The following is an 18,455-nucleotide window of genomic DNA, read 5'->3' on the forward strand; positions in this document are numbered from 1 at the left end:
GACCTGTCGCGAGCGGTCGCCTGACGCGTCGTTTTTCGGCCCATTGCCGATCGCGCCCAGCTGAAACGAAGCACCCGCGCGGCGGAAGCGCCGCGCGGGGCCGGCCTTGCTGATCGCAGGAGAGGAGGGGACTCCTGGGGATAGGCAGCTAGGCCTTGTGGTGAACCTGTTGCAGCCCATAGACCGGCGTCGGCAAGCCGACCTGCCGTGCTTTCAGCTGCAGCGACAGATACTGCGAATAGTGGCGCGACTGGTGGAGGTTGCCGCCATGGAACCACAGTGCCTCCTGCTGGGTCGGCTTCCACATGTTGCGCTGCTCGCCTTCCCACGGGCCGGGATCCTTGGCGGTGTCGGAGCCAAGGCCCCAGACCTTGCCGACCTTGTCGGCCACCTCCTGCGAGATGAGGTCCGCGGCCCAGCCGTTCATCGAGCCATAGCCGGTGGCATAGATCACGAGGTCGGCCGGCAATTCGGTGCCATCGACGAATTTGACGCCGGTCTGGGTCAATTCCTGCACCGCGGCACCTGGACCGCTCTTGAGCTTGATCGAGCCGTCGATGACGAGATCGCAAGCGCCGACATCGATATAGTAACCCGAACCGCGGCGCAGGTATTTCATGAACAGGCCCGAACCGTCATCACCCCAGTCGAGCAGGAAGCCGGCCTTCTCCAGGTCCGCGTAGAACTTCGCGTCACGTTCCTTCATCTGCTGGTAAAGCGGAATCTGGAACTCGTGCATGATGCGGTAGGGCAGGGAGGCGAAGATCAGGTCGGCCTTGCGCGTCGTCATGCCGTTCTCGACCGCCTGCTCCGAATAGAGCCCGCCGAGCCCGATATCCATCAGCGTGTCGGACCTGACGATATGGGTGGAGGAGCGCTGCACCATGGTGACGTCGGCGCCTCCCTCCCACAGTGCCGCGCATATGTCATGGGCGGAGTTGTTGGAGCCGATGACCACGACCTTCTTGCCGCGGTACTTGTCTGGACCCGGATGGGTCGAGGAATGCTGCTGTTCGCCCTTGAAGATGTCCTGGCCCTTGTATTTCGGCCAGTTCGCCTTGCCGGACATGCCGGTCGCGAGCACCAGCTGCTTGGGCTTGAGCACGATCTCCTCGCCGTCGCGCTCTACGACGACGGTCCATTCCTTGGCCTTCTCGTCGTACCTGGCGGATTTGGCTGTTGTGGAGGACCAGTAGTTCAGCTCCATCACCTTCGTGTACATCTCAAGCCAGTCGCCGATCTTGTCCTTCGGCGCGAAAACCGGCCAGTTCTTTGGGAAGTCGATATAGGGCAGATGGTCGTACCAGACCGGATCATGCAGGCAGAGCGACTTGTAGCGCTTGCGCCAGGAATCGCCCGGGCGTTCGTTCTTTTCGATGATGATGGCCGGCACGCCGAGCTGGCGCAGGCGGGCACCCAGCGCAATGCCGCCCTGGCCGCCGCCGATGATCACGACATAGGGCTGTCTGCTGCGGCCGAGTTCGGCGATCTCGTCGTCACGCTCCTCGCGCCAGGATTTCCTGTCCTTGCCGTGACCATGCTTGGCTCCGAGCGGTCGGGTGAAGCCGGACTTCTCCTCGTGTCCCTTCAGTTCAGCCATGGTGGTGAGCAAGGTCCAGATAAGGTCGCCCTTGAAGCGCACCAGGCCGAAGCCGCGCGCCGCCCTTGTCTCGAAGGTGATCCAGGCAGTGGTGACACCGTCCGCCTCGCTTGCTTCCTCGCCTTCGGCGACCTTCCAGTCGCTTGGTCCGGTTTCAGCCAAGGTTGCCGTCAGCATGTCGCGGACCTGGTCCTGGCCCTCCATCGTCTTCAGGTTCCAGGTAAAGGTGACGAGATCGCGCCAGTAGCAATCCGCCTGGAAACAATTGGCGGCTGCGTCTATGTCGCCGTCCGCAAGCGCCTTGCCGAACTTGTCGAGCAGCGCCTGCGCCTTCGTGGTGGGGGTTCTCTCAAGCATGGTTTCTCCTCCGGTTGTCAAATTGATCAGGAAAGGTCGATGAGGATTTTCAGCTGGGTTCCGGCAGGATCGAGCAGGGCATCGAAACCGCCGGACACCGCCTCCGCAAGACGTATGCGCCTGGTGACCACCTTGGAGGCAGGCAACTGTCCCGAACTGATGAGACGGATGACACGCGGCCACAGATGCGTTGGATAGGCCCAGGAGCCGCGGATATCGACGTCCTTGAACGTGACCTGGAACCAGTCGAGCGGGTTCTCGTGCGGATGCAGGCCGGTTTGCACGACGACACCCTGCTTGCGCACAGCCGCGAGGCAAGCCTTCAGCGCATGTTCGTTGCCGACGCATTCGATGGCGATATCGCAACCGACACCGCCTTCGCTCGCGGCGCGCACCGCCTCATCCACCTTGTACCGCTTCGGATTGAGTGTCACCACGCCAGGCAGGATCGAACGCGCCATCTCCAGCCTGGTGTCGTTCAGGTCGGAGATGAACAGTTGGGTTGCGCCCGCGGCGCGCGCGGCCAGCATCGTCAGAATGCCGATCGGGCCGGCGCCGGTGACCAGCACAGAGCTTCCCGCGCTTACCCCACCACGGTCGCAGGCATAGACGGCGACCGCGGTCGGCTCGACCAATGCGGCTTCCTCATCGGACATTTCGTCTGGGATGCGCTCGACATTGTAGTCGTTGAGCAAGGCGGCTTCCGCCATGCCGCCGCCGATCCAGCTCAAGCCCGCCAGCGCAAGCTTGTCGGACAGATGGTAGAGGCCGCGCGCGGCATAATAGTCTCCCGAGCGCGGCATGATCAGCGGCTGCACCGCCACGCGGTCGCCAACCGAGACAGAGGTCACGTCGTCGCCGACGGCCTCGATGACGCCGCCGAATTCATGTCCAAGCACCTGCACGCCGCTGGCGCCGGTGAACGGATGCGGCTCCGTCGGTATGAAGATCGGCCCGTAACTATATTCATGCAGGTCGGTTCCGCAGATTCCGACAAACCTGTTGCGGAGAACAACCTGTCCCGGCCCCGGCCTTGCCGGCCTGGGAATGTCCTCGATGCGCAAATCCCTGGCGGCATGAAAGCGCAGGGCCTGCATGCTCCGCGCCGCGGCTGCAAGATTGACCGCGTTCTGTGTCATGGCTTCTCCTCCAAGTTCCATGTGGGTACCTGGAACGCGGAGCAAGCAGCATGCCAACCGTACTGCTGAGTCGGAAATCGTAATAAAATCAGCATCATCTAGCGGTTTCTGCTGTCATGGGCTGTTGCGGCGGTGTTGCGCGTGCCATGGCGCGCCACAGCGGACGCAACACTAATTGGGCGCGTCCAGCCGCAGCCGCTTCATGCGGCGATGCACCGTCGTGCGGTCGACACCCAGACGCCGCGCGGCCTCGGAGATGTTCCAGCCAGCGGCCGCGAGAGCATCCAGCAGTGCCGCACGCTCGTCCTCGGGCGACGGAGCGCGCAGGGCAACCAGTCTGGCGGGCGCAGCAAGCGGCGTCAGGTATGGCAATGCGAAGTCGGGCAGGTCGGCTGGCTCGATCATCCCGCCCTCGCAAAGCGTCACCGCCAGATCGATGGCGTTTACGAGTTCGCGGATGTTGCCGGGCCAGCGGTGACGGATCAGCGCCAGGCGCGCCGCGGGCGAGAGCTTGGCTGTCCGGCCGGCAAGGTGGGCGCGCTGATCCACCAGTCGGTCCAGCAGCCATTCGAAATCGGTGCGTTCGCGCAGCGCCGGCAAGGTCAGCGAGGCCGCGTTCAGCCGGTAGAACAGATCCTCGCGGAAACGTCCCTCTTCGACCAGCTTGCGCAGATCATGGTGCGAGGCCGAGATGATCTTGATGTCGACCTGTCGCGGCTCGATGCCGCCGACCGGGACCAGTTCGCGTTCGGCGATCACGCGCAGCAGCCGCGATTGCAGAGGGTAGGGCATGTCACCGATCTCGTCGAGGAACAGCGTGCCGCCGTTGGCGGCCTCGATCAGTCCCTTGCGCCCCTTGGCGGCGGCTCCGGTAAAAGCACCGGCGACATGGCCAAAAAGTTCGCTCTCGATCAGATGTTCAGGAATGGCCGCGCAGTTGATGGCGACAAACGGGCCGGGCCGCTGCGCACAATCGTGGATCGCGCGGGCGAGATATTCCTTGCCGGAGCCGGTCTCGCCATGGATCAGGATGGGAATGGTCGTGCGCGCCAGCTTGGCGGCACGCAGTTGCGTGGCAGCCATCGCCGGATCGCCGCCGGAAAGGTCGCCGATAGGCTTCGGTACCGCCTCGACCGGCGCGCGGCGTCCGGTCGCCGGCTGCGGTTCGATGGCGTGCGCGAACAGCGCGCTGCCGCTGCGGCCGAACACCAGCCGCTCCTCGGTCGGGCGGCCGCGTGTCAGGCTCGGCAGATCGTCGACGCTGACATCGAGATAGCGCGAGATCGACTGGCCGATGGGGGAGGGCGAGTGCCGCCAGTCGACACCTCCGGCCTGCGCCAGAAGCAGCGCTCCGCCACGCGTCGTGCCAAGGATGCGGCCCGAGGCATCGAGGGCGATGGCCGCCTCGGGGTCGACGTCGAGGAATTCCGGCGAACGGGAAAAACGCAGCACCCATTCGGAGTGCATCTGGGCCATCAGATTGGCGAGCTCGATGCGCCGCGCGGAAGCCGTCACCAGGTGCAGCGCCAGGTTCTGGCTGATCTTCGGCTGCGGGGAGCGCAGCAGGGAAATGTCGAGCACAGCGGCGAGCTCGCCATTGGTGTCGAAGATCGGCGCGGCGGTGCAGGAGAGCGGCGTGTGGGTCGTGTCGAAATGGTCGGTCTGGTGGATCGTCATCGCCTCGCCAGTGACGATGCAGGAGCCGACACCGCAGGTTCCGGTGCGGCTTTCCGACCATTCGGAGCCGAGATAAAGTCCTGCCGTGCGCAACTGGTCCATGAACAGGGGATCACCGAGGAAGTCGACGGTGACGCCCTTCGCGTTTGCCAGCAGCAGCACATAGTTCTGGCCCGCCACCTGCTTGAAGAGGGTTTCCAGGCCGCTGCGGGCGATCGCGATCAGCCGCTCGGACTGTTCGCGATGTTCGCGCAACTGGGTATCGGGGACGATATAGGCTTCCGTCGGCCGGGCCGGGTCGAGCCGGTGGGTGTCCACACAGCGTAGCCAGGACTTGACCACGACATCGTCGCGGGCCGATGTCCTGCCGGACAGGACCTGCTCTATTTCCCGGATATGCTCCCGTTCGCCAGCCACGCGTCCTCCTCCCAAGGCAACGTTTAGCCTGGCATAGTGGTGCGACGGCCGCATGGGCTCAACTGTACTATGGTAGCGCGTGGCTTATCGCGTTATCGCGAGACGGGGCCGATCTCACAGGCGAGTGAATTCGCATTATCCCCCATTGACGAGCCCGCGACTCCACCTTTATGGTTCGCCACCATGAAAAAGGCACTCATTCTCGTAGGAAGGCGCGTGGGCAAGGCGGTGTAACCGCCGGGCGAAATCCTCCCATGCGCAACACACAGGCTCCCTCGGGGGCCTTTTTTATTGCCTGAAACACGACTAAACGACCAGCAATCGCCAGATGGCGGACAGTACGGGACCAGACCGATGAGCAATGGACAGAACGGGCGACGTGAAATGACGGGCGCCGAAATGGTGGTGCAGGCGCTGAAGGACAATGGCGTCAAGCACGTCTTCGGCTATCCGGGCGGCGCGGTCCTTCCGATCTATGACGAGATTTTCCAGCAAGACGAGGTCGAGCACATTCTGGTGCGGCACGAACAAGGCGCGGGCCATGCGGCCGAGGGCTATGCACGCTCGACCGGCAAGGCCGGCGTCATGCTGGTGACTTCCGGCCCCGGTGCCACCAATGCGGTGACGCCGCTGCAGGACGCGCTGATGGATTCGATCCCGCTGGTCTGCCTGACGGGGCAGGTGCCGACCTCGCTCATCGGTTCCGATGCGTTCCAGGAGTGCGATACGGTCGGCATCACGCGGCCCTGCACCAAGCACAACTGGCTGGTGAAGGACGTCAATGAACTCGCGGCGACCATCCATGAGGCCTTCCATGTCGCGACGACCGGCCGGCCTGGTCCGGTGGTGGTCGACATTCCGAAGGACGTGCAGTTCGCCAAGGGGTTCTACGTCCCGCCGCAGATCGCGCCGCGCACCAGCTACCAGCCAAAGGTCCAGGGTGATCTGGAGAAGGTCAAGGCGGCGGTCGATCTGATGGCCAATGCCAAAAGGCCGATCATCTACAGCGGCGGCGGCGTGATCAATTCCGGTCCGGAAGCGAGCCACCTGTTGCGCGAGCTGGTCGACCTCACCGGTTTCCCGATCACCTCGACGCTGATGGGGCTCGGCGCCTATCCGGCGTCGGGCAAGAACTGGCTGGGCATGCTCGGCATGCACGGCACCTACGAAGCCAACATGGCCATGCATGATTGCGACGTGATGATCTGCATCGGCGCGCGCTTCGACGACCGTATCACCGGCCGGCTCAACGCGTTCTCGCCGAATTCACGCAAGATCCACATCGACATCGATCCGTCGTCGATCAACAAGAACGTGCACACCGAAGTGCCGATCATCGGCGACGTCGGCCGGGTGCTGGAGGATATGGTGCGGTTGTGGCGGGCAACCGCCAAGGCCGACAAGAAGGCGCTCTATCCCTGGTGGGAGCAGATCGCCAAATGGCGCGCGCGCGATTCACTGGCGTTCAAGATGAACAACGACGTGATCATGCCGCAATACGCCATCCAGCGGCTCTACGAACTGACCAAGGACATGGACACCTACATCACCACCGAGGTCGGCCAGCACCAGATGTGGGCGGCGCAGCACTATCATTTCGACAAGCCGAACCGCTGGATGACGTCAGGCGGGCTGGGCACGATGGGTTACGGCCTGCCGGCGGCGCTCGGCGTGCAGATCGCCCATCCCGACGCGCTGGTCGTCGACATTGCCGGCGACGCTTCGGTGCAGATGACGATGCAGGAGATGAGTGCGGCCGTGCAGCACGACGCGCCGATCAAGATCTTCATCCTCAACAACCAGTACATGGGCATGGTGCGCCAATGGCAGCAGTTGCTGCATGGCAACCGGCTGTCGCATTCCTACACCGAGGCGATGCCGGACTTCGTCAAGCTGGCCGAGGCCTATGGCGGCCACGGCATTCGCTGCGAGAAGCCGAACGAGCTGGACGATGCCATCAAGGAGATGATCTCGGTCAGGAAGCCGGTGCTGTTCGACTGCCGCGTGGCGACGCTTGCCAATTGCTTCCCGATGATCCCGTCAGGCAAGGCGCATAACGAGATGCTGTTGCCGGACGAGGCCACCGACGAGGCGGTGGCGAATGCCATCGACGCCAAGGGCCGGGAACTGGTGTAATCGACGAGCCAAGGCAGGGCTTGTCGAAAGAAGCCGTGCGAAAACAATAATCAGATCAAGAATTTGAGATCCATGTCATGAACGCACAGCACCTTCAACCGACCGGCTCCGCCTACTTCATCGCCAAGGAAACGGAGCGGCCGGAGATCCATACGCTTTCCGTGCTGGTCGACAACGAGCCCGGCGTGCTCGCCCGGGTCATCGGCCTGTTTTCCGGACGCGGCTACAACATCGAGAGCCTGACCGTCTCCGAGACCGAACATGAGAAGCACCTGTCGCGCATCACCATCGTGACGCGCGGCACGCCACATGTGATGGAGCAGATCAAGAACCAGCTCGAGCGCATCGTGCCGGTACACCGTGTGGTCGATCTGACTGTCCGCTCGCACGAGCTTGGGCAGGAGCGGCCGCTGGAGCGGGAACTGGCGCTGGTCAAGGTAGCCGGTTCCGGCGAGGCTCGCGTCGAGGCGCTGCGGCTGGCGGACGCCTTCCGCGCCAGCGTCATCGACGCCAACACCGAGCATTTCATCTTCGAGATCACCGGCAAGGGCTCGAAGCTCGACCAGTTCATCGCCATCATGAAGCCGCTCGGCCTGGTCGAGATCTGCCGCACCGGCGTGGCGGCGATGAACCGCGGCCCGCAAGGCATGTAAGGCCCGTCACGTCGCCGTCGGATCAGTCCTGGGGTTTTGCCGGCGGGACCTCGCTTTTGCCGCTGGCCAGGGCCTTGCTTTCCCTTTTCAGTGGACGTGACACGGGGCAGACATCCTGAACGAAGCCGTTCAGGGTGTTCACCAGGTTGTTCTCGACCAGCGAGTAGTGGATGAACTGTCCCTGCCGCTCCCTGGCGATGAGGCCTGCCGTCTCCAGAATGTTCAGGTGCTGCGAGATCGATGGCTTCGACATGTCGAAGCGCGCCGCGATCTCGCCCGCGGTCAGCGAGGAATGGGCGAGATAGGCCAGAATCCTGCGCCGGGGTGCCGAAGAGAGCGCCTCGAACACGCGCTGTATCGCGCCGCTGGCGCCGATGCCGGCCTCAGCGTCCGATGCCTGTTCAGTTTTCTCGACCACTTTGCGACCTCGTAATCACAGGCGCCATGGAGACGCTTGTCGGAATTTTCCGGACATCATTTAGACTATTGCCTAAATACCTAATCCGGGCATAATAGATGATTAGCTTACTGCCTAAATATGGCGCGAGGCGCCGAAAGACAAGGCTGTGGTTCGGAAAATGTTCATGCGAGGGAGGGGTTCCCGATGAAGACCATATCCACGGGCAGAATGATTTCTCGACAAGACAGCGACGCGCGCGATGGCAGGGTTGTCTGGATGCCGGCCAAGTCGATCTGGGTCGGCGCGATGACTGTCGTTGCCATCGTGTTCGGGCCGCTCACCTTCAGCTGGAGCGCCCTTGCGCTGTTCGTGGTGACGACAGCGGTGACGATCTGCGCCGGACACTCGGTCGGGATGCATCGCCTGCTCATCCATCGCTCGTTCAAGGTTCATATCTGGATCGAACACGCGCTGGTCTATCTCGGCGTGCTGGTCGGCATGGCCGGCCCGTTCGGAATGATCCATGCGCACGATATCCGCGACTGGGCGCAGCGGCAGACGGCCTGCCACGACCTGCATGCCCACCGCCAGCCCTTTTTCATCGACGCCTTCTGGCAGATGCATTGCGTGGTCGCCTTGCGCAATCCGCCTGACTTCGTCATCGAGCCGTCGATCCGGAATGACCGGTTCTACAAATTCCTCGAGCGCACCTGGATGCTGCAGCAGCTGCCATGGGCCATTGCCTTCCTGCTGCTTGGCGGCTGGAGCTGGGTGGTCTGGGGCATCGCGGTGCGTGTTTCCATGTCCCTCACAGGACATTGGCTGGTCGGGCATTTCGCGCATCGGAGCGGCGACCAGGGATGGTGTGTCGATGGCGTGGCGGTGCAGGGCTACAATCTGCCGCGTTTCGGTTTGGTGACGTTCGGGGAGAGTTTTCACGGCAACCATCACGCATTCCCCGAATCCGCCAGGCTTGGTCTTGAACGGGGACAGATCGACCTCGGCTGGATCTTCATCCGGGTTCTTGCCGGCCTTGGTCTCGCGCACAGCGTGAAACTTCCGGAAAATACTCCAAGACGGAAGGGGTTGCGCCGCCTGCGCGGCGGGCAGCCGGCCATGACTGCCGCCGACAACCGGCTGCCGGCGCCGTCTCACGTCAGATGAAGGCGTCCCGGGTTCGACGGGCTGAGTTACGATCGACATGGCCGGCGACTGCTGGACCAAAGGATTGCGGTTGCGTCTGACGTGTTCGCTATCTATGTCAGCATTGCTGACCTTGTGGACCCGATGTCACTCGACGCATTCCTCGCACTGCTCGTCTATGCCTTCGTGACCTCGATCACGCCGGGGCCGAACAACCTCATGCTCTTGGCCTCCGGCGTCAATTTCGGCATCACCAGGACGATCCCGCACATGCTGGGCATCAGCATCGGTTTTCTCGTCCTGTTGCTGGCCGTGGGTTTCGGCCTTGGCGCGGTGCTGACGGCGTTTCCGGCGCTGCACAATGTCCTCAAGGTCGCTGGCGCCGCCTATCTGCTCTACCTCGCATGGAAGATCGCCACGTCGCGCTCACTGAGCGGCAAGGGTGAGGCGGAAGCGCGGCCGATGCGCTTCATCGATGCGGCGGCATTCCAGTGGGTCAATCCCAAGGCCTGGGTGATGGCGATCACCGCCATGGCTGTCTACACGAACCCCGACCACCCCTTCATCTCGGTAGCGCTGATCTCGTTCGCCTTCGCCGTGGTCAACCTGCCCAGCGTCTCGGTGTGGGCGGGGTTCGGCACGGCGTTGCGTGGATTTCTGTCGGACCCGGTACGGTTGAAATGGTTCAACATCGCCATGGGCGTGCTGCTGGCGGCGACGCTGTGGCCGATGCTGAAATAGGGGTCCCGACGGTTCGACGAGCCTCGCCCCCCTGTGGCGGCGACCGGCTGCCCACCTATTGTGCAGTGCACATTAAATCTTCGTAATGCCGTGTTTTGGCCCTTTTCCGACAAATGCCTGTCCTATCTATTCGGCTAAATCGCGGCAATCAGCCGTGAACGAGCTATGATACGACCACCTGGCAACGGCGTGTCGGACGGAGAGGGTGCTTTGACGATACGTGGAAAAGTCATTCTTTCATTGCTTGCCGTCGCCTGTGCCGGCGGGGCCTGGCTCTATCTGTCTCCCGATACGCTGGGCAAGGTTGAGCAACTGGTCGGCGTAAAGCCGGTCGCCGTTGCGGGCAAATCGGCAACCGACGAGCCGGCGGCAGGGGACAAGCAGGCATCAGGCGGCGGTGGCGCCCGTTCGGCCTCGATCGTTTCGGCAACGGCAACGACGGCCGACTTCCCGATCCGTCGCTATGCCATCGGCTTCGTCTCCTCTCCGGCTGTGGTCAACATCAACGCGAGGGTCTCCAGCCAGATCGTGTCGATCGATATCAAGGACGGGCAGATGGTGAAGGCGGGCGACACGCTGTTCTCGCTCGATGACCGCTCGCTGAAGGCGCAACTCGCCAAGGACCAAGCGGCACTTGCCAAGGACCAGGCGTTGCTCGCCAGCTCGAATTCCGATCTTCAGCGCGCCAAGGATCTTGTCGCCAAGCAGGCTGGTACCCAGCAGACCTATGATCAGGCCATTGCCGCGCAGAAGGGGGCGGCCGCGACCGTGGATGCCGACAAGGCGACGATCGATGCCGACAACGTCCAGCTTGGCTTTGCCACGATCACAGCCCCGATCTCGGGTCGGCTGGGCGCCGTCAACGTGTCGGTCGGCGATCTCGTCACGGTCAGCAATGGCAACAGCAGTACGGCAACACCGCTGGTGACGATCACCCAGATGGACCCGTTGCAGGTCAACTTCAATCTGCCGGAAAGCAACCTTGCGCTGTTGCACAAGGCGCTTGCCAATCCGCAGCAAGGCGCGGTGACGTTGACCAAGGACGGCGACCCGACGCCGATCGGCAAGGGCACGCTCGATTTCGTCGATTCCAGTGTCGACACCGCGTCGGGCACGATCGCGACGCGGGCGAGCATACCGAATGCCGATCTGTCGCTGTGGCCCGGCCAGTATGTCAATGTCGTCCTCGACGCCGGGATCATGCCGCAGATGACCTCCGTTCCGACCGTCGCGGTCCAGCCCAGCCAGAAGGGCCCGTTCGTCTATGTGGTCAAGCCGGACAGCACCGTCGAGATGCGGCCGGTGCAGGTGGCTCTGACCGAGGGCCAGAACAGCGCCATCAGCCAGGGGCTGAAAGCCGGCGAGAAAGTGGTCACGGAAGGCCAGACAAGGCTGAAGAATGGTGCCGCGGTGCATGAGGGCAACTCGACGGCCGCGCCCAAGGTGGCCGAGGCGACCAACGCCGGCGAGGCGGCCCGATGATCTCCGAATTCTGCATCCGCAGGCCCGTCGCCACCCTTCTGATGTCGTTCGCCCTCGTGCTGGGCGGGCTGTTTGCTTACAAGTTCCTGCCCGTGGCAGCACTGCCCAGCGCCGAATTTCCGGTGGTCAACGTCTCGGCTTCACTGCCGGGCGCGTCGCCGGAAACCATGGCGACATCGGTGGCGACGCCTCTGATCAAGCAGTTCGCCACCATCGCCGGCATCGATTCGATCTCGACCACGAATTCGCTCGGCCAGACTTCGATCGCCATCCAGTTCGTGCTTAACCGGGATATCGACGCAGCGGCGGCGGACGTGCAGGCGGCGATCGCGCGAACGCAGAAATCGCTGCCGCCGCAGATGACGGCGCCGCCGAGCTATCGCAAGGTCAATCCGGCCGACGCGCCGATCCTCTTGATGTCGCTGGTCAGCGACACGGTTCCATTGACCGAGCTCGACGCCTTCGCCGAGAACGTGATCTCGCCATCGCTGTCGACCATCGACGGTGTGGCGCAGGTCTCGATCTTCGGTCAGCAGAAATACGCGGTGCGCATCCAGATCGATCCGACAGCGCTTGCGGCGCGCGGCATCTCGATCGACCAGCTGCAGGCGGCGGTCGCGTCGGCCAACAGCAACACGCCGCTCGGCGTGCTGCAGAACAACAAGCAGCAGCTGACCATCACCGCCAACACACAGCTCACCGATGCCGCCGGCTTCTCCAACCTCATCATCGCCACCAAGAACGGCCACCCGGTGCGGCTGGGCGAGGTAACCCGTGTCGTCGATTCGGTGCAGACCACGACGACGGCGAGCTGGTACGATGGTACCCGCGCGATCATCATGGCCGTGCAGCGCCAGCCCGATGCCAACACCGTCGACGTCGTCGACAAGGTCAAGGCGATGTTGCCGTCCTTCCAGGACCAGATGCCGGCCGCCGCGCAGATCAAGCTGCTGAACGACCGTTCGACGTCGATCCGCCAGGCCGTCGACGACGTCCAGTTCACGCTGCTGTTGACCATCGCGCTGGTGGTCATGGTTATCTTCGTGTTCCTGCGTCGGGTGACGGCGACCATCATCCCGGCAGTGGCGGTGCCGATCTCGCTGATCGCCACGCTTGGCGCGATGTTCCTGTTCGGATTCTCCATCGACAACATATCGCTGATGGGCCTGACGCTTGCCGTGGGCCTCGTCGTCGACGATGCCATCGTGATGCTGGAAAACATCTTCCGGCACATGGAAGAGGATGGGTTGTCGGCCTTCGATGCCTCACTCAAGGGCGCGCGCGAAATCGGCTTCACCATCATCTCGATCTCGATCTCGCTGGTGGCGGTGTTCATCCCGGTGCTCCTGATGGGCGGCGTGATCGGACGCATCTTCAACGAGTTCGCCGTCGTGGTGACCGTCGCCATCCTGGCATCGATGTTCGTGTCGCTGACGCTGACGCCGATGCTGTGCTCGCGGCTGCTATCGGTCACGAAGGCCGATCGCGACAAGCATGGCGCTGGCCATAAGCGGGATATCGTCACGCGTGGCTACGACCGGGTTCTGACCTTCTGCCTGCGGCACACCTTCCTGGTGTTTCTCGTCTTCGTGGGCACGGCCGCGGCGTCGGTTTGGCTGATCCAGATCTCGCCCAAGGGCTTCTTCCCGCAAGAGGATATCGGCCAGATATCGGTGACGACCATCGCGCGCCAGGACATCTCGTTCGACGCCATGGCCAAGCTGCAGGGCCAGGTGGCCAGCGTCTTCTCGCATTCGCCCTATGTCGATCACGTGGCGTGGTCGGCGGGCAGCGGCAACAATGCGCTCAACCAGGGGCAGCTCTTCGTCCAGCTCAAGGGCAAGGACCAGCGTCCCAATATCGAGAAGGTGCTTTCGGATCTGCGCAAGCAACTGGCCGGCGTGGCGGGCATCGAGACCTACATGCAGCCGGTGCAAAATCTGAGGCTGGGGTCGCGTTCGTCGGCCAGCGCCTACCAGCTCGTGGTTCAGGGCCTCGATACCGGCCTGACCGATACGTGGGCGCAGAAGCTGAACGACGCCATGGCGGCCGACCACGCGACGTTCACCGACGTCACCAGCGACCTGCAAAACAATGCGCTGCAAGCATCGCTGGTGGTGGATCGCGACAAGGCCGCCCAGCTCGGCATCGACACCGACACGCTGCGCACCGCGCTCTATGGCGGGTTCGGCACCGACCAGGTTTCGACGATCTTCGGTTCGGCCGACAGCTACGAGGTCATCACCGAGCTCGATCCCAAGATCGAATGGTCGCCCGAGCGGATGCTTGCCATCCAGATGCGGACGGCGAGCGGCTCCCTGGTTCCGCTTGGCGCTTTCGCCCGGGTCGACCGCACGGCCGGCGCCCTGACCGTCAACCAGCTCGGCCAGCTTCCCGCCGTGACCATCTCCTACAATTTGCCGCAAGGCGTGGCGCTGGGTGACAGCGTGACCCGCATCAACGCGCTCAAAGAGCAGATCGGCATGCCGACGGAGATCTCGACCACCTTTGCCGGCACCGCCAAGACCTTCCAGGATTCACTGGCCAACCAGGGGCTTCTGGTCGGCGGCGCGATCCTGACCATCTATATCGTGCTGGGTATTCTCTACGAGAGCTTCATCCATCCGCTCACCATCCTCACCGGCCTGCCATCGGCAGTGCTCGGAGCGGTGGTTGCCCTGCGCTTCGCCGGCATGGATCTGTCCGTCATAGCGGTGATCGGCATCCTGATGCTGATCGGCATCGTCAAGAAGAACGGCATCATGATGGTCGACGTCGCGCTTGAATTGCGACGAGAGGGCATGTCGGCCAAGGAGTCCATTCACAAGGCCTGCCTGATGCGTTTCAGGCCGATCATGATGACGACGCTGGCGGCGCTGATGGGGACGTTCCCGATCGCGCTCGGCACCGGCGCCAGCGCCGAGCTGCGCCAGCCGCTGGGCGTTGCCGTTGTCGGCGGCCTGCTGGCTTCGCAGGCGCTGACCCTGTTCGTGACGCCGGTGATCTACGTCTACATGGAGAATTTCTCCGGCTGGCTGGTCGGGCTCATGCCGAAGCGCAAGGCTGAACTGAAGGTGGTCGACAATGGCGACCAGCCTTCATTGTTCGGCACCAATGACGACATCCGGGCGGAGCCGCAGAAGACAGCGGCCGAATAGCTGCCTGATGGCCTGGATAAAAGCTTGCCCAAGCCGTGGCGCTTGCCGCCGGCGGATCGGAACCGTAGTTTGTGGCCATGTCCCATGATCATGACCACGACAATGAGCTCGACCCGTTCGCGGCGCGCGTGCGTGCGCTGGAAACCATCCTGACCCGCAAGGGGCTGATCGATCCGGCCGCGATCGACGTCATCGTCGATACCTACGAGACCAAGATCGGCCCGCGCAACGGCGCGAGGGTCGTGGCCAAGGCGTGGAACGATCCCGCCTATGCCGACTGGCTGAAGCGCGACGCGACGGCGGCGATTGAATCGCTGAGCTATACCGGCCGCCAGGGCGAGCACATGCAGGCGGTGTTCAACACTGGCGACACCCACAACCTCGTCGTCTGCACGCTGTGCTCGTGCTATCCATGGTCGGTACTTGGCCTGCCGCCGGTCTGGTACAAGGCTCCGCCCTATCGGTCGCGCGCGGTGATCGATCCGCGCGGCGTGCTGGAGGAATTCGGCCTGACGTTGCCGGCCGCAACCAAGATACGCGTCTGGGATTCAACGGCGGAACTGCGCTATCTCGTGGTGCCGATGCGGCCGGGCGGTACCGAGGGCTGGAGCGAGGAGCAATTGGCCGATCTGGTGAGCCGCGATGCAATGATCGGCACTGCCCTGGCGAAAGGGCCGGCATGAACGGGCCCCAGGATCTTGGCGGACAGATGGGGTTCGGGCCGGTCGCGCCCGAAAAGGACGAGCCCTATTTCCACGCGGCCTGGGAGAGGCGGGCGCTCGGCGTCACGCTTTGCGCCGGCGCCATGGGAGCCTGGAATATCGATGAGAGCCGGCATGCGCGCGAATCGCTGCATCCGGCCGATTACTATTCCTCCAGCTACTATCAGATCTGGATAAAGGCGCTGGAGACCCTGCTCAAGCGCCATGGCTTCGTCAGCGAGCGCGATCTCGCGGCCGGCGAGGCGATCGATGCGGCGGCGATCCCGAAGCGGGTGCTGAAGGCCGAAAACGTGCCGGCGGTGCTGGCCAAGGGTGGTCCCTGCGACCGGCCCGTTGCCTCGCCGGCGCGGTTCAAGGCCGGCCAGCAGGTGCGGACGAAGAATTTCAACCCCACCGGTCACACACGGCTGCCGCGCTATGCGCGCGGCAAGCTGGGCAGGATCGAGGCGGTGCGCGACGGCTTCGTCTTTCCCGACACCAACGCGCACGGGCGAGGCGAGAACCCGCAATGGGTCTATACGGTGGTTTTCGACGGCACGGAGATCTGGGGCGAGGGCGCCGATCCGACGCTTGTCGTCTCGATCGACGCCTGGGAGAGCTATCTTGAGCCGGCCTGACGGGACCGCCGCCGATTTGCCCGTTGGCCTCGACGCGCCGGTTTTCGCCGAGCCTTGGCAGGCCGAGGCGTTCGCCATGACGGTGGCGCTGCACGACAAGGGCCTGTTTTCGTGGGGCGAATGGGCACAGGCGCTGTCGGCCGAGGTGAAGAAGCCGGGCGCCGCGACGGACGGACACGATTATTACGAGCATTGGCTGGCAGCGCTGGAGCGGCTGCTGGCGTCGAAGGGACTGGCCGCCAGATCCGATGTCGACGCGATGGCCCGAGCCTGGGAGCGCGCCGCGCACGCCACGCCCCATGGCAGGCCGATCCTGCTCGAGAACGACCCGGAGTTCCAATCCGCGACGTGAGCGGATGTCCAGGACCGCCCCAAATGCTCGTGCCGCCTGAGCGATGGTGCTCGCCTTCGCCGGCACAGCCTTGATTGCCCTCGGCTGACAGCAACGATGGCCGGGCGCCCACCTTTTGTTCCCTTTACGTTCTTGTGTGCGCCTGATAGCCTCAGCTGTCGGAGGCGCTCGGTGCGCCATTGGCGGCAGTCGATTGGCGGCTGTCTTGTGTTTCGCTTGCGAATCCGGTCTGTCGCACTGATGGAATTCTCACCCCAACAGGACGAGGCGCTGCAGGCGGTTGCCCGCTGGCTGCAAGCCGGCAAGCCGCAGCTGTTCCGGCTGTTCGGCTATGCCGGCACCGGCAAGACGACGCTGGCACGCTATTTTGCCGAACATGTCGACGGCCAGGTGCAGTTCGCCGCCTTCACCGGCAAGGCGGCCCAGGTGCTGCGCTCCAAGGGGGCGGTCAATGCCCGTACCATCCATTCGTTGATCTACAGGCCCAAGGGCGAGGAATCGGTCGAGGACGAGGTCACCGGCAAGACCTCGATGTCGCCGACCTTCTCGCTCAACCGGCAGAGCCCGATCTCGCGCGCCAAGCTGGTGGTCATCGACGAATGCTCGATGGTCGACGAGCAGCTCGGCCGCGACCTCATGAGTTTCGGGACGCCGATCCTGGTACTGGGCGACCCCGGCCAGTTGCCACCGATTTCGGGCGGCGGCTTCTTCACCGATCACGAACCCGACTTCCTGCTCACCGAAATCCACCGGCAGGCGCGTGACAATCCGATCCTGCGCTTGGCGCTCGACGTGCGCGAAGGCCGCGAATTCATGCGCGGCGACTATGGCACGGCGCAGGTGATCGGCAAGGAAGACGTCAACCAGGAACTGGTGCTGAGGGCCGACCAGGTGCTGGTCGGCACCAACCGCACGCGTCGCCGCTACAACCAGCGCCTGCGCGAGCTCAAAGGCTTCAATGCCGACTATCCGCAGGCCGGCGACAAGCTCGTGTGCCTGCGCAACGATCCCGCCAAGGGGCTGCTCAATGGCTCGCTGTGGAAGGTGATGACCTCGTCGCGCGAGACGGTGAAGCCCGGTATCAACCTTCTGGTTTCGCCCGAAGAGGACGATCCGGACCGTGGCGTCGCCAAGATCAAGCTGCTCAAGGCGGCGTTCGAGTATCCCGACGCCGATATCCCCTGGCAGCAGAAGAAGCGCTTTGATGATTTCGACTATGGCTATGCGCTGACCGTGCACAAGGCGCAGGGCTCGCAGTGGAACGAGATCGTGCTGTTCGACGAGAGCTGGGCCTTCAAGGAAACCCGCCAGCGCTGGCTCTATACCGCTATCACCCGGGCCGCCGAGCGGCTGACCATCGTCAGGTAGCTACGACGAGGGCTTTTCCCGTACGCCGACTTGCCGGACACCGAGCCATTCCCAGGCCTCGTCTTCGTCCTCGGCCTTGAAATGCCTGAATTCGATGGGTGACGACGCGGGCAAGGCCTGCCGTGCGTCCGGCGTCCAGTCCGGTGCGCCGATCGCCGCGCAGCGGCCTATATGCTCCAGTGCATGGAGGGCGCCCAGTTTGAGGGTCTCTTCGGAGATGTCGGCCCAGTCGACGCCGTCATGATCGACCATGCGCACAGCCACGTCGATTCGCTGATGAAGCGCGTAGGCCGCTTCCAGCAGGCCAAACAGGTTTTCCGCATCGGCCGCCGAGACATGCCCGACCACATCGATTGCGAACAGGTCGTCGCGACCGGTGTCGATGCGACGGATCGCCGGCACGGATTGCAGGAAATTCACGGCGAGGCCTCCTTTGGAAGAGAGTTGGTCTTCTGGAACACTGGAAAGCCCTATCTGTTCCCGCCAAAGACGC

Annotated in this window: 15 protein-coding genes; 10 read left to right on the forward strand and 5 right to left on the reverse strand. The window is 63.6% G+C overall.

Features of this window, described 5'->3' with window-relative positions; all coding sequences use genetic code 11:
• Nucleotides 1–148: 148 nt before the first annotated feature.
• The 3 genes from EB815_RS18905 to EB815_RS18915 all read right to left on the reverse strand — a co-directional run bounded on the left by EB815_RS18905 (nucleotide 149) and on the right by EB815_RS18915 (nucleotide 5,190).
• Nucleotides 149–1,957 (reverse strand): NAD(P)/FAD-dependent oxidoreductase, encoded by a 1,809-nt coding sequence (locus EB815_RS18905; RefSeq protein ID WP_056573042.1) that lies wholly within the window; start codon nucleotides 1,955–1,957, stop codon nucleotides 149–151.
• A gap of 26 nt (nucleotides 1,958–1,983) precedes the next feature.
• Nucleotides 1,984–3,054, reverse strand: coding sequence for a 2,3-butanediol dehydrogenase (locus EB815_RS18910; protein ID WP_056573510.1), 1,071 nt, complete (start codon nucleotides 3,052–3,054; stop codon nucleotides 1,984–1,986).
• A 213-nt stretch (nucleotides 3,055–3,267) separates the two neighbouring features.
• Entirely contained in the window at nucleotides 3,268–5,190 is a 1,923-nt protein-coding gene (locus tag EB815_RS18915; RefSeq protein WP_056573038.1) for a sigma-54-dependent Fis family transcriptional regulator, read from the reverse strand.
• Nucleotides 5,191–5,574: 384 nt separating this feature from the next.
• On the opposite strand from EB815_RS18915, the gene EB815_RS18920 reads away from it, so the two are divergent.
• Entirely contained in the window at nucleotides 5,575–7,326 is a 1,752-nt protein-coding gene (locus EB815_RS18920) for an acetolactate synthase 3 large subunit (protein ID WP_056573035.1), read from the forward strand.
• 77 nt (nucleotides 7,327–7,403) lie between these two features.
• Nucleotides 7,404–7,979: an acetolactate synthase small subunit gene (ilvN, locus tag EB815_RS18925; protein WP_010910160.1), complete on the forward strand. Its 576-nt coding sequence runs from the start codon at nucleotides 7,404–7,406 to the stop codon at nucleotides 7,977–7,979.
• A gap of 22 nt (nucleotides 7,980–8,001) precedes the next feature.
• Here the strand turns inward: ilvN and EB815_RS18930 are convergent, their stop codons facing one another.
• Nucleotides 8,002–8,397 (reverse strand): metalloregulator ArsR/SmtB family transcription factor, encoded by a 396-nt coding sequence (locus EB815_RS18930; RefSeq protein WP_056573030.1) that lies wholly within the window; start codon nucleotides 8,395–8,397, stop codon nucleotides 8,002–8,004.
• A gap of 186 nt (nucleotides 8,398–8,583) precedes the next feature.
• Between EB815_RS18930 and EB815_RS18935 the strand changes: the two genes are divergently transcribed.
• From EB815_RS18935 to EB815_RS18970, 8 genes are all read left to right on the forward strand, one after another.
• Nucleotides 8,584–9,543: an acyl-CoA desaturase gene (locus tag EB815_RS18935; protein WP_065005572.1), complete on the forward strand. Its 960-nt coding sequence runs from the start codon at nucleotides 8,584–8,586 to the stop codon at nucleotides 9,541–9,543.
• Between the two features lie 123 nt (nucleotides 9,544–9,666).
• Entirely contained in the window at nucleotides 9,667–10,263 is a 597-nt protein-coding gene (locus EB815_RS18940; RefSeq protein WP_056573508.1) for a LysE family translocator, read from the forward strand.
• Between the two features lie 216 nt (nucleotides 10,264–10,479).
• A complete protein-coding gene (locus tag EB815_RS18945; RefSeq protein WP_056573506.1) occupies nucleotides 10,480–11,745 on the forward strand; it encodes an efflux RND transporter periplasmic adaptor subunit in 1,266 nt (421 codons plus the stop codon).
• Nucleotides 11,742–14,903: an efflux RND transporter permease subunit gene (locus EB815_RS18950; RefSeq protein ID WP_056573023.1), complete on the forward strand. Its 3,162-nt coding sequence runs from the start codon at nucleotides 11,742–11,744 to the stop codon at nucleotides 14,901–14,903. The genes EB815_RS18945 and EB815_RS18950 overlap by 4 nt, the downstream gene beginning before the upstream one ends.
• Before the next feature lie 77 nt (nucleotides 14,904–14,980).
• Nucleotides 14,981–15,586 carry a nitrile hydratase subunit alpha gene (gene nthA / locus EB815_RS18955; RefSeq protein ID WP_056573021.1) on the forward strand — a complete coding sequence of 202 codons (606 nt, stop codon included), beginning with the start codon at nucleotides 14,981–14,983 and terminating at the stop codon, nucleotides 15,584–15,586.
• Nucleotides 15,583–16,242, forward strand: coding sequence for a nitrile hydratase subunit beta (nthB, locus tag EB815_RS18960; RefSeq protein WP_056573018.1), 660 nt, complete (start codon nucleotides 15,583–15,585; stop codon nucleotides 16,240–16,242). The genes nthA and nthB overlap by 4 nt, the downstream gene beginning before the upstream one ends.
• Nucleotides 16,229–16,594, forward strand: a complete 366-nt coding sequence (locus EB815_RS18965; protein WP_056573015.1) for a nitrile hydratase accessory protein — start codon at nucleotides 16,229–16,231, stop codon at nucleotides 16,592–16,594. The genes nthB and EB815_RS18965 overlap by 14 nt, the downstream gene beginning before the upstream one ends.
• A 240-nt stretch (nucleotides 16,595–16,834) precedes the next feature.
• Entirely contained in the window at nucleotides 16,835–17,962 is a 1,128-nt protein-coding gene (locus EB815_RS18970) for an ATP-dependent DNA helicase (protein ID WP_056573011.1), read from the forward strand.
• Here the strand turns inward: EB815_RS18970 and EB815_RS18975 are convergent, their stop codons facing one another.
• Entirely contained in the window at nucleotides 17,963–18,382 is a 420-nt protein-coding gene (locus tag EB815_RS18975; protein WP_056573008.1) for an STAS/SEC14 domain-containing protein, read from the reverse strand.
• Between the last annotated feature and the right edge of the window lie 73 nt (nucleotides 18,383–18,455).

It is taken from the genome of Mesorhizobium loti, assembly GCF_013170705.1.
Taxonomy (GTDB): domain Bacteria; phylum Pseudomonadota; class Alphaproteobacteria; order Rhizobiales; family Rhizobiaceae; genus Mesorhizobium; species Mesorhizobium loti_D.

What these genes read in the sequence shown, in the direction of transcription:
- EB815_RS18905 (WP_056573042.1), bottom strand. Translation starts at nt 1,957, where the DNA reads ATGCTTGAGAGAACCCCCACCACGAAGGCGCAGGCGCTGCTCGACAAG.
- EB815_RS18910 (WP_056573510.1), bottom strand. Translation starts at nt 3,054, where the DNA reads ATGCAGGCCCTGCGCTTTCATGCCGCCAGGGATTTGCGCATCGAGGAC.
- EB815_RS18920 (WP_056573035.1), top strand. Translation starts at nt 5,575, where the DNA reads ATGACGGGCGCCGAAATGGTGGTGCAGGCGCTGAAGGACAATGGCGTC.
- ilvN (WP_010910160.1), top strand. Translation starts at nt 7,404, where the DNA reads ATGAACGCACAGCACCTTCAACCGACCGGCTCCGCCTACTTCATCGCC.
- EB815_RS18935 (WP_065005572.1), top strand. Translation starts at nt 8,584, where the DNA reads ATGAAGACCATATCCACGGGCAGAATGATTTCTCGACAAGACAGCGAC.
- EB815_RS18940 (WP_056573508.1), top strand. Translation starts at nt 9,667, where the DNA reads ATGTCACTCGACGCATTCCTCGCACTGCTCGTCTATGCCTTCGTGACC.
- EB815_RS18950 (WP_056573023.1), top strand. Translation starts at nt 11,742, where the DNA reads ATGATCTCCGAATTCTGCATCCGCAGGCCCGTCGCCACCCTTCTGATG.
- nthA (WP_056573021.1), top strand. Translation starts at nt 14,981, where the DNA reads ATGTCCCATGATCATGACCACGACAATGAGCTCGACCCGTTCGCGGCG.
- nthB (WP_056573018.1), top strand. Translation starts at nt 15,583, where the DNA reads ATGAACGGGCCCCAGGATCTTGGCGGACAGATGGGGTTCGGGCCGGTC.
- EB815_RS18970 (WP_056573011.1), top strand. Translation starts at nt 16,835, where the DNA reads ATGGAATTCTCACCCCAACAGGACGAGGCGCTGCAGGCGGTTGCCCGC.